This is a genomic window from Psychrobacter sp. ANT206 (genome assembly GCF_056880555.1).
In genome coordinates this window covers 650,075-666,042 of sequence record NZ_CP096271.1, presented here as the reverse complement: position 1 = coordinate 666,042, position 15,968 = coordinate 650,075, and the positions used below count along the sequence as shown (strand labels likewise).

At 43.0% G+C, this 15,968-nt stretch carries 14 protein-coding genes; 5 read left to right on the top strand and 9 right to left on the bottom strand.

Annotation, left to right across the window (positions count from 1 at the left end):
• Positions 1 to 53: 53 nt before the first annotated feature.
• From M0221_RS02875 to M0221_RS02865, 3 genes are all read right to left on the bottom strand, one after another.
• Entirely contained in the window at positions 54 to 1,454 is a 1,401-nt protein-coding gene (locus M0221_RS02875; RefSeq protein ID WP_011512897.1) for an NAD(P)(+) transhydrogenase (Re/Si-specific) subunit beta, read from the bottom strand.
• Positions 1,451 to 1,786, bottom strand: coding sequence for a proton-translocating transhydrogenase family protein (locus tag M0221_RS02870; protein WP_198010341.1), 336 nt, complete (start codon positions 1,784 to 1,786; stop codon positions 1,451 to 1,453). The genes M0221_RS02875 and M0221_RS02870 overlap by 4 nt, the downstream gene beginning before the upstream one ends.
• A gap of 122 nt (positions 1,787 to 1,908) precedes the next feature.
• Positions 1,909 to 3,066 (bottom strand): Re/Si-specific NAD(P)(+) transhydrogenase subunit alpha, encoded by a 1,158-nt coding sequence (locus tag M0221_RS02865; protein ID WP_483284289.1) that lies wholly within the window; start codon positions 3,064 to 3,066, stop codon positions 1,909 to 1,911.
• Between the two features lie 474 nt (positions 3,067 to 3,540).
• Here M0221_RS02865 and yaaA point away from each other — a divergent pair, with 474 nt between their 5' ends.
• Positions 3,541 to 4,341 (top strand): peroxide stress protein YaaA, encoded by an 801-nt coding sequence (gene yaaA / locus M0221_RS02860; RefSeq protein WP_483284288.1) that lies wholly within the window; start codon positions 3,541 to 3,543, stop codon positions 4,339 to 4,341.
• Positions 4,342 to 4,545: 204 nt separating this feature from the next.
• Here the strand turns inward: yaaA and groL are convergent, their stop codons facing one another.
• Positions 4,546 to 6,195 (bottom strand): chaperonin GroEL, encoded by a 1,650-nt coding sequence (gene groL, locus M0221_RS02855; RefSeq protein WP_483284287.1) that lies wholly within the window; start codon positions 6,193 to 6,195, stop codon positions 4,546 to 4,548.
• Between the two features lie 94 nt (positions 6,196 to 6,289).
• The gene (locus tag M0221_RS02850) at positions 6,290 to 6,583 is read right to left on the bottom strand and encodes a co-chaperone GroES (RefSeq protein ID WP_025652227.1); all 294 of its coding nucleotides are present in this window, start codon (positions 6,581 to 6,583) and stop codon (positions 6,290 to 6,292) included.
• 525 nt (positions 6,584 to 7,108) lie between these two features.
• Here M0221_RS02850 and M0221_RS02845 point away from each other — a divergent pair.
• Entirely contained in the window at positions 7,109 to 7,879 is a 771-nt protein-coding gene (locus tag M0221_RS02845) for a DUF3108 domain-containing protein (RefSeq protein ID WP_483284286.1), read from the top strand.
• Between the two features lie 122 nt (positions 7,880 to 8,001).
• On the opposite strand, the gene M0221_RS02840 is transcribed toward M0221_RS02845, so the two are convergent.
• Positions 8,002 to 8,484, bottom strand: coding sequence for a hypothetical protein (locus M0221_RS02840; protein WP_483284285.1), 483 nt, complete (start codon positions 8,482 to 8,484; stop codon positions 8,002 to 8,004).
• Between the two features lie 52 nt (positions 8,485 to 8,536).
• Positions 8,537 to 9,154, bottom strand: coding sequence for an NAD(P)H:quinone oxidoreductase (gene wrbA / locus M0221_RS02835; protein ID WP_201530678.1), 618 nt, complete (start codon positions 9,152 to 9,154; stop codon positions 8,537 to 8,539).
• 253 nt (positions 9,155 to 9,407) lie between these two features.
• On the opposite strand from wrbA, the gene M0221_RS02830 reads away from it, so the two are divergent.
• The 3 genes from M0221_RS02830 to M0221_RS02820 all read left to right on the top strand — a co-directional run bounded on the left by M0221_RS02830 (position 9,408) and on the right by M0221_RS02820 (position 14,098).
• The gene (locus M0221_RS02830; RefSeq protein ID WP_483284284.1) at positions 9,408 to 10,976 is read left to right on the top strand and encodes a YihY family inner membrane protein; all 1,569 of its coding nucleotides are present in this window, start codon (positions 9,408 to 9,410) and stop codon (positions 10,974 to 10,976) included.
• 190 nt (positions 10,977 to 11,166) lie between these two features.
• On the top strand, positions 11,167 to 12,789 hold the full coding sequence (locus M0221_RS02825; protein WP_227673026.1) for a DUF2254 domain-containing protein: 1,623 nt from the start codon (positions 11,167 to 11,169) through the stop codon (positions 12,787 to 12,789).
• 34 nt (positions 12,790 to 12,823) lie between these two features.
• Positions 12,824 to 14,098 (top strand): cation:proton antiporter, encoded by a 1,275-nt coding sequence (locus M0221_RS02820; protein WP_149409888.1) that lies wholly within the window; start codon positions 12,824 to 12,826, stop codon positions 14,096 to 14,098.
• Between the two features lie 92 nt (positions 14,099 to 14,190).
• Here the strand turns inward: M0221_RS02820 and M0221_RS02815 are convergent, their stop codons facing one another.
• Together M0221_RS02815 and M0221_RS02810 are read right to left on the bottom strand one after the other, a co-directional pair.
• On the bottom strand, positions 14,191 to 14,754 hold the full coding sequence (locus tag M0221_RS02815) for a DUF2127 domain-containing protein (protein WP_483284283.1): 564 nt from the start codon (positions 14,752 to 14,754) through the stop codon (positions 14,191 to 14,193).
• Complete coding sequence (locus M0221_RS02810; protein ID WP_011512885.1) at positions 14,747 to 15,928, bottom strand: dihydroorotase; 1,182 nt, start codon at positions 15,926 to 15,928, stop codon at positions 14,747 to 14,749. The genes M0221_RS02815 and M0221_RS02810 overlap by 8 nt, the downstream gene beginning before the upstream one ends.
• Between the last annotated feature and the right edge of the window lie 40 nt (positions 15,929 to 15,968).

The window sequence follows — 15,968 nt, the reverse complement described above, 5'->3', positions numbered from 1 at the left end:
TTTTATGTGAAAGCTTCTGTTTAAAAAATGATGTGTAAAACCTATCTTAAAGATTAATGACCAGCGCCGTTGATACTACGTACCATCTCTTCAACCATTTTCTTGGCATCACCAAAGATCATCATGGTTTTGTCCATATAGAACAAGCTGTTATCTAGACCGGCATAACCTGTACTCATCGAACGCTTAATGACCATCACCGTTTGTGCTTTAGTCACTTCTAGAATTGGCATACCAAAGATTGGCGATGTCGGATCATCTTTCGCAGAAGGATTGACAACATCATTGGCACCGATGACTAATACCACATCCGTACTCGCAAAATCTGAGTTAATCTCATCCATCTCTAAAATATCATCATAAGGTACATCCGCTTCTGCCAATAGGACGTTCATATGTCCTGGCATACGACCGGCAACTGGATGAATGGCAAAACGAACATTAACGCCTTCTTCTTTTAACAGCTCATACAATTCTTTTACAGCGTTTTGTGCACGACCTTGCGCCATACCGTAACCTGGGACAATCACCACACTACTGGCATTTGCCATAAGGAAGCCAGCATCTTCTGCTGAGCCTGCTTTGTAATTCTTTGGCGCGCCATCATCGCCGCCAGCTGCGACCGCTGATGTACCCATACCCCCAAATAATACGTTGAGTAATGAGCGATTCATAGCTTTACACATGATATAAGATAGAATCGCACCTGATGAACCGACTAGAGAACCTGCGATAATCAACATCGAGTTGCCAAGGGTGAAACCAATACCCGCTGCTGCCCACCCTGAAAATGAGTTCAATAGCGACACGACCACTGGCATATCGCCACCACCAATTGGCGCAATCCACATCCAACCAAAAATCACTGCAATCACTGCCATCGCATAGAAGGCGGGTAATGAATCAGTGACAAAGTACACACCACCGAACGCAATCATCGCAATGAAAAGTGCCGCTTGTACTGGTTTTACCCAACTACCAACTAAGGTCTTAGCCCAGCTCTTAGCTGCCAATTTACCAAAGGCAAAGACAGATGCTGAGAAAGTAATCGCACCGATGAAACAACCGATAAATAGTTCGACACGAGCAACTGCGCCATGCTGTTGTTCAGTATGCAGTACCGTTGCTAATGCAATCGCCACCGCTGCCAAACCGACAAACGAATGCATCAAAGCCACCGTTTCTGGCATTTGGGTCATGGCGACCGTCTTTGCTTTCCACATACCGACGATAGCACCCAATACCATCGCACCGATGATTAACCAAAGCACTGGACCTTCTGCTAGGAAGAACGTTGTTACAACGGCAATCGCCATGGCAACCATACCCAATCGATTACCACGAATAGCCGTTTTTGGGCTAGATAAACCACGCAACGTCAAAACAAAAAGAATGGCACCGACTAGATAAAACCAGTCCGCATTAGCCGCAATCATATTTGATAAGTCACTCATGCGTCACCCCCAGTATCCGTTGTTACTACTGCTTTTTTCACTTTTGGCTTAAACATCGACAGCATACGCTCAGTCACGGCGAAACCACCAAAAATATTGATACTGGCTAAAAATACCGCAAAAGCCCCAAGTAAACTGGTCGGCGTAAATATCGAACCATCAATAGTGACGGTCTGTAGCATTGCACCGACAATAACAATACTTGATAAAGCATTGGTGACGGCCATCAATGGCGTATGCAGCGCAGGGGTTACACCCCAAACAACGTAGTATCCGACAAAGATAGCCAGTACAAATACGGTAAAAATCGCTACGAATGGCGTGCTACTCATGGCCGCACCGGCTGGCGCTGCCGCTAAAATAGTGGCAATCATCTTATCCTCCTAAAATTTATTCGTGTCTGGCAAATGTACGATAATGAAACTATCAAGACCTGAAATTTAGCATTTAGCACTTAGCGTTTAGCAAGACGTACTTGATTGTCATGCGTTACCGCTAATGCGCCTTGAATCTCATCTTCCATGTCTAAGTTGAGTGCCATTGTGTTTGCTGTAGCGTCATCTGTAGCGGCAGGCGCAATTAAAGTGGTGATAAAATTAACGAGGTTATTGGCATATAAGTCTGATGATTGCGCCGCCAACTGTGAGGGAATATTAGCTGCACCGACAATACGTACGCCATTTGACGTCGTAATCGTTTTATCAGGGACACTGCCTTCAACGTTTCCACCAGTGCCAGCAGCCATATCGATCAGTACCGAACCAGCTTTCATCTTAGCAATGGTTGATTGGTGTACCAAACGCGGCGCTTGACGACCCGGAATCTGTGCAGTCGTAATGACGATGTCAGCATTGCTCAAGGCTTTATCAACAATAGCAGCTTGGTCTTTGATATATTGCTCAGATGGCGTCCACGCATAGCCGCCTGTAGATTTAGCTGTCTCAGCCTCCTCCGCACTCATCGGGACATCAAGCCATTTACCACCTAATGACTCCACTTGCTCGCGAGCGGTCGGACGTAAATCACTGGCTTCAACGACAGCGCCTAAACGCTTCGCCGTCGCAATCGCTTGTAAACCCGCAACCCCAACACCTAGAATAACGACTTTGGCAGGCTTCACCGTACCGGCTGAGGTCATAAACATCGGGAAAGGACGCGAATATTCATTGGCGGCGAGCAACACCGCTTTGTAACCGGCAAGGTTGGCTTGTGAAGACAAGACGTCCATATTCTGTGCGCGTGATAAGGTACGTGGCAATAGCTCCATGGCAAAGGCGGTAGCCCCTTTAGCAGCATAAGTATCCAGTTGGGTATTACGATAGGGATCAAGCATGCCGATAACGATTTGACCAGACGTTAAACTAGCAGTCGTTGACGTCGGCAAATCATTGACGGTAGTGATAATCTGAGACTGTGTGACGACGTCAATGCTACTATTGGCGATATCAGCACCCGCAGCCTGATATAATTCATCCGCATAATAAGACGCTTGACCTGCACCTGACTGGATGACAACCTCAAACCCAAGTTTGCGTAACTTTTTTACCGCGTCTGGGGTTAATGCCACCCGACTCTCACTTGCGCTATCTGCACTAATAACACCAATTTTCATACTGTCTCCTTACGTCTAATGACTACTTTTAATACCCTAACGCACCTCTAAAAAGCACAGGGGACAAAAAAATCTTTGGTCAGGGTTTGTTTAACACTTAAGACCAAAGATTATCAATTTAATAAATGATAGCTCGTTTGCCATCATGCCGTTTTATTATAGATATATCGTCTGCCAACTTTCATTGTCTAATGATGACCCGCAAGTAAAATAAAAGTTAGCTATTTATAACATTATCATAACTTTTATTGTTATATTAAAAAATTTTATTTATTCTTAAGTAGCTTGAAGCCTTTAGGCTATTGGCTTACACGAGTTATCACAATGCCTATAATAGTTGATATATGTCCATGATGAGGCTTAAAAGTACAAAACAGCCACGCGTAAGTCAAGTTAAACCTGTAGGTATCGTATAATGAGAAAGCTCGAAACATTAATGGAGTGTTTATCACTTCACTATAATAAGGAATAATTATGTATTTTTTACTCTCTCCTGCCAAATCTTTGAATGAAACAGATACTGCCCCAATGGATATTAGCAGCTACTATAGTCAGCCTGAGTTGATTGAACATTCACAGGCGCTGATGAAGATATTGAAGTCGAAGGAGCCGATTGACTTACAAGAGCTTATGAGTATCTCTGATGATTTGTCGCAGCTAAATGCTAAACGCAATCAAGATTGGGCTTGGAGTGATAACGAACTGTTTACGGATGACAATGCCAAACCAGCTGGTTATTTGTTCGATGGCGATGTTTATACTGGACTTGATATGTATAACATGGATAAAGACACCGCCATTTACGTCAATGAACATTTGGGTATCTTGTCCGGTCTTTATGGCGTGCTAAAGCCACTGGATTTTATTCAGCCGTATCGCTTAGAGATGGGCACCAAGCTGAAAAATGAGCGTGGCGATAATTTATACGAGTTTTGGGGCGAAGAAATCACTGAGATTATTAATAAGCGCATGGCTGATAGCGATGACAAAGTTTTGGTTAACCTTGCTTCTAATGAATACTTTAAAGCGGTAAAGAAAAAAGCTTTGAATGCGGAGATTATCACGCCAAGATTTGAAGATGAAAAGAATGGTCAATATAAAGTGATTAGCTTCTATGCTAAAAAAGCACGTGGACTGATGGTGAAATATGCTGCGGATAATAAACTGACCAATGCTGAGCAGCTTAAGCAATTTGATTTGGCAGGTTATTATTATGCCGATGATGCGTCTGATGATAAGACGTGGGTGTTTAGACGGGATGCGGCGAATCAGTAATATTTAATGCTTTTATGATATACATGAAAAACCCCAATAAGCTCAGCCTATCGGGGTTTTATTTGAACTAGGTTTAACAAGTACGTTATGACAAAATCATACTTCTAGCAAAAATCGATTTGTCGAGGAAGACGCGCGAAAATAGTACACATCGTACATTGAGCGCGTCTGACAAAGAGAAATCGCTTTGTAGCAGAAGTAGAGTTACATCATGCCGCCCATTCCACCCATACCGCCCATTCCACCAGCACCGCCCATGCCAGCCATACCGTCATCACCTTGTGGTAAATCAGTAATCATGACTTCAGTAGTAAGCATGAGGCCTGCTACAGAAGCGGCGTTTTCTAGTGCTGAACGAGCAACTTTCGCTGGATCAAGGATACCCATCTCTAGCATATCGCCGTATTCGCCAGAAGCTGCGTTGTAACCGTAGTTACCGCTACCGCTCTTCACTTCGTTAACCACAACTGAGGCTTCTTCGCCAGAGTTGGTCACGATTTGACGTAATGGAGCTTCCATTGCACGACGTAAGATATTGATACCAGCGTTTTGGTCATCGTTATCGCCACGTAGCTCAGACAATGCATTCATCGCACGAACTAGGGCAACACCACCACCAGGGACAACGCCTTCTTCAACCGCTGCACGAGTCGCATGTAGCGCATCATCAACACGGTCTTTCTTCTCTTTCATTTCAGTTTCAGTCGCAGCGCCAACTTTGATAACGGCAACGCCGCCAGCAAGCTTAGCCATACGCTCTTGAAGCTTCTCTTTATCATAGTCAGACGTTGATTCTTCAACTTGACGTTTAATAGATTCAACGCGATTTTCGATATCAGCAGTGTTACCAGCGCCATCAACGATTACCGTATTTTCTTTACCGATAGTCACTTTCTTAGCGGTACCAAGTTGCTCTAGGGTCGCAGTTTCAAGGCTCAGACCAATCTCTTCAGAGATAACCGTACCGCCAGTTAAGGTTGCGATATCTTCTAACATAGCTTTACGACGATCGCCGAAACCTGGTGCTTTTACTGCACAAGTTTTTAAACCGCCACGCATATTGTTCACAACTAAGGTAGCCAATGCTTCGTTTTCTACATCTTCAGCAATGATTAGCAATGGTTTGCTTTGCTGCATGACTTGCTCAAGTAATGGCACGATTTCACGGATGTTGCTGATTTTTTTATCAACAAGCAAGATGTATGGGTTTTCAAATTCAGCAGTTAAGCTGTCTTGCTTGTTCGCAAAGTACGGGCTGATATAACCACGGTCAAACTGCATACCTTCGACAACTTCTAAGGTATCTTCAAAGCTTGAACCTTCTTCAACCGTGATAACGCCTTGCTTACCGACTTTTTCCATCGCTTGCGCAATCAATTCACCAATTTTGGTGTCTGAGTTGGCAGAGATAGAACCAACTTGGGCAATCGCTTTTGAATCATCAGCTGGAGTAGATAGCAAATGGATTTGCTCAACAGCCGCACGTACCGCTTTATCAATACCGCGTTTTAGATCCATTGGGTTCATGCCAGCGGCAACTGATTTCATGCCTTCTTGCAAGATTGACTGAGCCAATACCGTTGCAGTAGTCGTACCATCACCAGCAACATCGTTGGTACGGCTAGCGACTTCACGGACCAATTGAGCGCCCATGTTTTCAAATTTGTTTTCAAGCTCGATTTCTTTGGCAACTGATACACCATCTTTAGTGATGGTAGGTGCGCCAAACGACTTATCGATAACCACGTTACGACCTTTAGGGCCTAGTGTTACTCGTACTGCGTTTGCTAGAACGTTTACGCCGTCCATCATTTGTTTACGGGCATCAATGCCGAATTTTACGTCTTTTGCCATGTTAAATTACTCCACTATTATAAGTATGAGAATGCAATTAAATGTTTCAATGATATTGTCAAAATGCGCTGAGTATAACAATACTCAAAAAGGACTAGCCTTCTAGCACACCCAATACATCAGATTCTTTCATGATAAGTAGTTCTTCGCCGTCAACTTTCACGGTTTGACCAGCATATTGACCGAACAAGACTTTGTCGCCAGCTTTTACATCTAACGCGCGAGTTTCACCGTTGTCACGAATCTGACCGTTACCAGTTGCTAGCACTTCACCTTGTGAAGGCTTTTCTTGCGCTGAACCAGGAAGCAAGATACCACCAGCCGTTTTTGTTTCTTCTTCTATGCGGCGGACAACAATACGATCATGTAAAGGACGAATATTCATCAATATGTCTCCAATAATTGGTTGTTTAAGTTAAAAATTTATTTGGTTTGTTAGTCTCAACATCCTATCTTCAAAAGCCATCTTATAAAAACGCTTTTATTAAGATAAGCCTTGAGCTTGTTTCAAAAAGTGGGGGCATAGCGAGGTAGCTTCAAGTGTAAAGACCAAAAATTTACAAGAATTTCTTAATTAGAGGGGTGTTTGTCGATAAGCAATACTAAATCTCTGGGAGTACTATGCAATAAAGGCATTAAATGAGTAATAATCCAGTAGAAAAGACCAGTATTCTATACGCCTATTCTTACTAAATTTACAGCAAGTTACTCATAGGCCAAGCATTACTTAAGATAGTAACATCAACTACAAGAGCCAAACGTCAGCGTAAGTTCTCCCTCTTGAAAATGTAACAGAGTATGACCATTATAAGCATTGAAAATATAATATTAGTTAACAGTAAGGTCGAATTGACTTAAATAAGTTATTTGATACCAATCTATTAAGGTGATATCAATCTATTAAGGACTGTCCATGAGTTTTTCATTTACCAATAAAAAACCATCCATAACCGATTATAATGATAAGAATAACGGTAAGGTTAAATTCTTAACTGCGTTGACTACTGGAGCGAGCATAGCGGCTATCAGCGCTTTAAGTATGGCTGCACCAACGATTGCCAGTGCAAAAGACATTCAACCGTCGAGCGCCGATTATACGTTTACGATTGAAGACAAGTATAAAGGTACCGCCACTCGTGCTTTAGATAAGTCAGGCAACACGTGGAAATATAATGTCGATGCACGGGTTGCCGGTATCGCAAGTGCTGCGCAACATAGTACCTTTACTATCAACGGTAATGCGGTTATTCCAACCCAAGCCAGTACCACTTATAAACTACTGGGTATCGGTCGTACGCATAAACTCGATTTTAATCCCCGTGGTAAAAAAGTCGTGAGTAATTATAGAGGCAAATCGACCACGTTAAATATGGCGCAGCAAGCATTTGATGATTTGAGCCTTGAAGTGCAAATTCGCCAAGACTTGTTAAATGGTAAATTCTCTGGCAATTACTACATGGCAAAACACGATAAAATTGAAAAAACGCCGTTTAAAAAATCTGGTAATACCAAGATAACGGTCCCTGCTGGTACCTTTGATACGGTGCGTGTCGACCGTATCCATGATGACAATAGCCGTTCGACCAGTTTTTGGTTGGCACCAAGCTTAGATTACTTACCGGTAAAAGTAAGCCAGATTAATGATGGTAAGAAGATGGATTTAGAATTGTCTAAAGTGAACTAAGAGCCTCAACTCTACGGCTTAAAACATTAAAAAATCGGCATGCTAAATAGCATGCCGATTTTTTAATGTAAATTTTTTATTAAGCACTACAGAAAAATAGCATTGGAATAGATATCAATGACTTATGAGCGTGGCTGTTTAACCACATTATTCATCGAAGGTAGGCGCTTTAATAAGATAAACAGCCAGATATTAATCGCAGATAGTAGGACGAAATCAATGAAATAAACAGCGATTTCTGCCCAACTACTGCCATAAGCACGTGTGAACAATACAACCCCACTTGCCCCTAAATATACCAAAGTAAACATACTGTCTATTAATAGCGCATAAGGCGAGCGCCCGCGTAGTATCGATGGTGTTAAGACAAATGCTGGTACTAACCATAGCGCTTGCCATGCAATACCGCCGATAATATCAGGGTGACTAGGATTAAAGATATTGATCAAAAGAGGCAAAGCAAGCAATCGAAAGGTTAGCCAAACCAGCCATGTCACCATCAGGCGCTGACGAACAGGCATAATCGGTTTTAACAGATGGGTTGATTGACTGCTTATTTCGGATATTTGCTGTTGACTGTCATCATGAGAAAGGTTAGTAGCCATTAGAGGTATGTATTTCCTAATTGTTCATGCCAAACAGTAATAGATGAGCGCATTAACGGCTCCAGTTAGCTTGCGCTAATGCAGATGCCGTAATCGCTAAACGACGCCCTTGAGCGATGCCAAGCTCGCGCTCATCAGCAGATACAGGCTGATCATGGGAGGCGCCACTCACATGACTGGCACCATAGGGTGAACCGCCACGCATGGTACGGTTTAAAGCAGGCTCAGCATAAGGCACGCCCACAATCATCATGCCATGATGCAACAGTGGTAACATCATCGTCAGCAAGGTCGTCTCTTGACCGCCATGCATAGAGCCTGTTGCCGTAAATACTGACGCTGGCTTGTTCTGTAGATTGCCTGCCAGCCAAATGGTGACGGTATTGTCCCAAAAATACTTCATGGGCGCGGCCATATTACCAAAATGGGTGGGGCTACCAAGTGCCAGACCGCTGCAATTTTTTAGATCTTCCATCGTGCAATATAAATCGCCGTCGTCCGGTATCGCAGGCTTGCTTGCCGTGGTTTCAGGCGCGACTGTTGGTACCGTACGGATGCGCACGGTCATGCCCGCCTCTTCGATACCCTGAGCGATAGCATAGGCTAATGTCTTAGTCGTACCATAATTTGAATAATAGAGTACCAAAACATAAGGGGCGGTCTGACTCATTAGCAAAACTTCCTTATAAAATCGTTAACAGTAATATAGATATATGCCCATTATGCCCGAGTCATTCACTGACATGCAAACAAACCCTGCTACTTGGCAGCACACTTAACCTAGCAGCCAAGCAAATTATTTGCAGTACTTTACTTAACTACTCAATACAATCTAATGCATATTGACACAATTAACGCGCAGATTCAGACAGAGCATGTTTGTTACACTATCCGCACTCTATTATCCTTGTTAGATGGTCGTTATGGAAAATCTATTAAAAAAAATACCTTTTTTACACCAACGTTGGTTTCAGTTCCTACGTTTTTTGACGCGGCACTTTTTTGAGGATAACTGTCAGCAAAAAGCTGCATCATTAACCTATACGACTTTGTTGTCGATTGTGCCCATATTAACCGTACTGCTGATGATTTTGTCTTCAGTGCCAGCACTTGCTTCAGTTAGGGCGCAGATTTATGAAGTCATTTATAGCAACTTGCTGCCACAATCGAGCTTGCAAGTCAGTAAATATATCAATAACTTTGCTGAAAAATCATCAAACCTCACCATCATTGGGGCGATGTTCTTACTTTTTACTACCATCATGACTTTGACCACCATTGAGCGCGCTTTCAACCAAATATGGCGCGTAGAAGATCGTTCTGGCGGCATGAGAAGTATGTTGCGCTATTGGACCATCGTCACGTTGGGACCCTTAGTATTGGGTACGGCATTCATCGCCTCAAGTGCTGTCCAAAGCCTGAGTTTGTTAAATAGACAAATTGGCGGCTATGGTATTGATTGGTCGTTTTGGGTACAGATAGTATCGATTGCAGTTACGATCGCTGGTTTTATCAGTATGTATTGGTTTATTCCAAAAGCGCGAGTACCAGCAAAAAATGCTGCGATTGCAGGTGTCTTTGTAGCAATTGTCTTTGAGCTGATGAAACATCTATTTGGTACAGTGATGGCGAACTTTACCAGTTATGAAGCGATCTATGGCGCATTTGCTGCGTTGCCGATTTTCTTATTATGGATATATCTGTCATGGAATTTGATTTTATTAGGGGTTGAGATCAGCTATACCCTAACGATATTTGAGACGAAAGAGGTTTATCCGCGCCATCCATTTTTAAGCTTGCTTGATATGTTAAATCTTGTTTATACCCATCACTTAAAAGGCGAAGCGGTGAGCGAACAAGCGCTACGCAATGTCCTCGGACGTAAAGAGCTGCCAAAATGGTATACCTATATCAATTATCTGCAAGACAGCAACTTGATTACCATGACAGAAGATGAGCACTATGTACTCAAAAGAGATTTGAGCAAAATGACCTTGTGGGATTTTTATCGTACCCTGCCTTATCCATTGCCTATCAAAGATGAACTTGATGAGATGAGCCTAGAAAACCAAAAACCTTGGCTTAGCTTATTGGTTAATCGCTTTGAAAATACCGAAGCCTATGCCAAAGCACAATTGAATGTGCCGCTCGGTGCTATTTTTGCCCATAGTGAACCACGTAAGAAAACCTCTGATGACAAATCCACTAACCATAAAAACGAAAAGCTTCAAAAAGAGAAAAATGAATTTTTTAGGAAATCTAGCGCAGCTACCTCCAGTCATTTATTACAAGAGCCTCTAGATAGTAAGGATGACATGCCGAAGTTTGAACCAGTCGCTTATGATAAGGATAGCGACATAGAGCGTGACGAGCACAATCGTGAAATTCTTATTCCACAAGACAGCATTGACGATAAAAATCAAATAAACGCTAATTTTTCTAATGCTAAACGCGATATTATTACTGAAGCCGATAACCCAAGATCGATTTGAGTGTTTAAATAACAAGACCTCTCTATAAAAAACAAGTTCCAAATGGAGCTTATTTTTTATCCTGTTTTTAATGGATTATTTGCAGTGAATCAGGTAATTTGTTTTTAAGAGCTTTTGTTGTCAGCAGTCTGATTCTATAGAACTGCTGGTAATAAAAGAAATACTACGATCATTTTTGGAGCTCCTCACGTTGACTAAACATGCTGAAGACAACTTATTCAACCGTCTATCAACGTCAAGTCTCAAAAGACTGCGGCAGTTTTTTCAGTTATGGTCGCTAAAAACGCTTACCAATTTACCCGATCGCCTAACGAATTTGTGGCAACAGCTGATTGGCTCTTACTGGTTTATACCGACTGCCTGTGTGCTGGTAGGCATCTTGCTCGCTCCTATCCTTGTAACGATCGATGAGCATTTTGATCGCGACATGGTCAGAGAGATTACCTTTGCCTTCACTGGCGATGATGACGCCGCGCGCGCTATTATGACCACTATTGCTGGTGCGGTACTTGGCGTGGCAGGCACGACTTTCTCGATTACCATTGCAGTATTATCAATGGCATCTTCACAATTTGGACCCCGATTACTCCGTAACTTTTTGACTGATACGCCCAATCAGTTCGTTTTGGGCGCGTTCATCGGTACATTTAGCTATAGCTTGCTGGTGTTAAAAGCCATTCATAAATACGATGTTGGTTTTGGTGTGCCGCAATTGTCGGTGACCTTTGCCATTATTATGGCGATTATTTGTGCCCTTCTACTGGTCTATTTTGTACAGCATATGGTACATGCCATTCAGGCATCGCATGTGATTGAAGGTGCCAGCAATGAGGCAATTAAAAACATTCATTATTGGTACAGTGACCGCTGCGATATCGAGCACCAACGTAATATCGAGCATCATGATATCGAACAATTTCATCACTGGTCTGCGACGCCTATTTATCCACCGTACTCGGGCTATTTGCAGCAGATTTATTTTGAATCGCTCATTACCCTATCGCAAGATTATGGCGGCGTGGTAGAAATAAATAGCAGTCTCGGTCACTTTGTCACCGATAAAAATGTGATTGGCTATTTTTATCAGCGTCCGGCAGACCATCCAACTAACCTACAAAAAACAAAAACGCCGCATTTGGCGCTTGTGCCACGTTCGCCTGATGGGCTATTTTGGCAACGTTTTGCTGGTTGTATACGTCTTGAACAGCGCTTGACGCAATCTAATGATATTGCTTATAGCTTAGGGCAAATGACTGAAATTGCCGTACGCGCATTGTCACCAGGTATCAATGACCCAAAAACAGCGGTTAACTGTGTTCAATCGCTGACCAGTTGTCTGAGCATTATGATGCGCTGTCAGCCGCCGACGCCGTATCATTTTTATAAACCGTTAGATGAGACAGATACATCAGATACTATCAGCCATCAGCCGTCAGCCATCCTTGCCGTTGTTACCCGTATCCCTAAAATATCAGATTTTATTGATAGCTCACTTGGTGAGATACGGCGTTATGCGGCAGCAGATTTGATGGTATTAAAGGCGCTATGTCAGGCAATGATTGACTTGAATTATGCTAGGGTTAATGAGGCGCAGCAGCAAACGCTCATACATGAGATAAAATTGATTGAGCGTGCCGGCGCGGATAATTTAAATTACCATCAACTCGCTGATGATTTGACCGCAATGTGCCAACAAGCAGAGAAATTTATTATGAGTGAAAACGCCCAGCATCACTATTTCCATTATGTCAGTGATTTTGATGCCCATATTCGTCAGGCACTACAAGCCCAATCGAAACAAGTTAGAGCATAGTTGACATCTCTTATTACCCACTTGAGACTTTTTTATGGACCCTACGAGCAGCCTGACCATACTCGAAATTAGCGCGATATTTTTATCTATCACTGCCCTATTAACTTACGTTAACCATCGATTTATTGGCCTACCCACAACTATCGGTGTAATGGTTATCTCGATATTATTGTCGATCGGGGCGATATTTTTAGGGTTTTTAGGGTTTGATCAGCTTATTGATTATGAAGTCAGTTTATTAGGCCAGCTTGATTTCACTGAAGTCTTACTTGATGGCATGCTTTCTATGCTTTTATTTGCTGCCGCTTTGCACGTCAATATTGGTGATCTAAAACGTTATAAGCTGCCTATTGGTATTCTAGCTTTCATAGGTACCTTAGTATCAGCGCTGCTGATTGCAGGTGCTCTATATCTAATGTTGCCGCTGTTTGGTTTCGAGCTGTCTTTTTTATGGTGCTTACTGTTTGGCGCTTTGATATCTCCAACCGACCCTATTGCAGTGATGGGTATTTTAGCCTCTGCTGGCGCCCCAAAAAGCATAGAGACGGTCATCGCGGGCGAATCGCTATTTAACGATGGTATCGGCGTCGTCATTTTTGTACTGCTGCTCGGTATTTTATCGAGCGGTGATATCCCAACCGCCAATTATGTGGTGCACACCTTGGCAGTCGAGGCTGGTGGCGGTATTATTTTTGGCTTAGTACTTGGCGCGATTTTATATTACATGCTCAAAAGCATCGATAGCTATCAAGAAGAGGTTCTACTGACCCTTGCCGGTGTCATAGGCGGATATGCGCTGGCCAGTCATTGGCATTTATCGGGACCACTAGCAATGGTAATGATGGGGCTGATGCTTGGTAATCGCGGACGAGCACTAGCGATGAGTGATAAGACGCGCCATTATGTTGATTTGTTTTGGGAATTGATCGATGAGATTTTGAACGCAATTTTATTTGTATTAATCGGTCTTGAAGTGGTGATGATTGCTTATTCAGCCAATTTATTTATCGCTGGCGCTTTAACGATTGTGATTGCCTTACTTGCTCGATTTATTGTAGTCGGCATGACCACCAAAACCTTTCATCGACAACTTGACTTGCCAGCAGGGGCTTGGAAGGTGCTAACATGGGGTGGACTACGAGGTGGTATTTCAGTTGCTTTAGTATTACAACTCCCAACAGGATCTGAACGCGATATACTACTGGCCCTAACTTATGCAGTCGTTATATTCTCTATACTGGTACAAGGTTTAAGTGTAGGCAAGGTCGCCAAAAGCATTCGTACTGATGAAAAAACAGCCAATATATAAATCTTAGATTGCGTTATTTATAAAAAAGCCAGTTTAAGATAAATATCTTAAACTGGCTTTCTAAATTGTCATTTGAGCCTAAGGAAACCTGATTAGATTAAACCCTTTCGTTTCATATTACGATAAACCACAATCACAATAATAATATTCGACACCAATATGGCAAGTTTGAACCAATCAAACGGACTCACAATCAGATAGTAGAGTTCAATAGGAATAAATATTCCATAACCCAGTACCCCAAACCAGTAAGCCCATGTTTTATCTTGCCATAAGCCATACGCCTCGACAAAACGCAAACTGGCATAAGCAAAAATCAATAATAAGAATATCGACCAGTTTTTGCTTGCCATCTGTGCAATACGTACCGCACTGTCAACTTGCGGCGCTAATAACTGACCAAATACTTGTTGCCAAGAAGCCGTCGCCGTAATGAGCCAATGCTCAAGGTCGGTATGCCACGACCATAAAGCCAATGCACCTAGTAGTGCGCCAATACCCTTTACGACTTCATAGATTGCTACTGCTTTGATAGATTCGCTTGACGTCGTGCGAGGCTCATTGTGTCGTGGGTCTGAAGACGGATGGTTATCTTTTGATGAATTGCCTTCTAACGAAGACTCTAGACTATCATCCTGCCTAGGCAAATTAGCCAAAGAAAGTCTCCACAACGCGCCCTTGCAGTGTTTGGTTAAAGAATGGCGTATTTTTGCCGTTTGACAGCATGGATTCGCTAGTCACCTGCCATTCAAGATTGGGATCGACCAGTACTGCGCCACCGATAGTCTCATATTGCTCGCTGATACCCGCAATTTTTGCAGGATTTAAGCATATTTTATCGACTAGCTGCTCAAGTGTTAACACCTCATCTTTTACCAGCTGGCACGCCAGCGCCATAAAGGTATCAAAATTTGAGATACCGGGCGTACTTTCCGCAAATGGGGCTTTTTTCGCGGTACTGTTTAATGGCTCATGATGACTACAAATTGCATCAATTGTGCCATCTTTTAGACCACGGCGAATCGCTTGCTGATCGGTATTACTACGCAAAGGGGGTAATACATATGCTTGAGCATTAAAGCCTTCCAGATTATCATCGGTTAAATACAACTGATGCATTGCCACATCACAAGTAACTGGTAAACCTTTATCTTTTGCCCAGCGCATCAGCTCAATTGACGACTTACAAGATAATTGGCTAAAGTGAGCAGCTATGCCCGTTTCTTCCACCATAAGTAACTGCGTTGATAAAGCGACGGTTTCTGCAATCCAAGGAATACCCTGCAGACCATGATAAGAAGCGATATAACCTTCATGCGCCACGCCATCACCAGATAGGCTTGGTTCATCAGGATAAAAGAATACTTTCATGCCAAAAGTCGCCGCATACTCGAGTGTACGTAAGAGCACTAAGTCGTTTTGAAAGGGTCTACGAGCATTGGAGACCGCAATACAGCCGCCTTTTTTAAGTCCTGCAATATTGGAAGGGCGCTCACCTTCTAAGCCAGCAGTCAACGCGCCCAAGATATGCAAATAGATGCCGCCATCATCGAGCGCACGCTCACGTAAGCCTTTTAACAATGAGCCGTTCTCTAAAATAGGATTGGTATCAGGGGGAATCACCACATGCAAAAAACCATTGGCACGGGCCGCACGCCCTTCTGACTCTAACGTGCCATGCTGCTGTTGACCCGGCTCACGTAAGCGGGCGCACAAATCCACTAACGGTGGTAATATCCATGTCTCGCGCTCGCTCGTCAGCTTTGCTAACTGAGCAGTGGCGATTTGTGACAGTGATTCTTTAAATACTTTTGGAAGTAAGTCGTGCATATGAACATCTGAATTCGTAATGTGAACCATGAGCGTTATT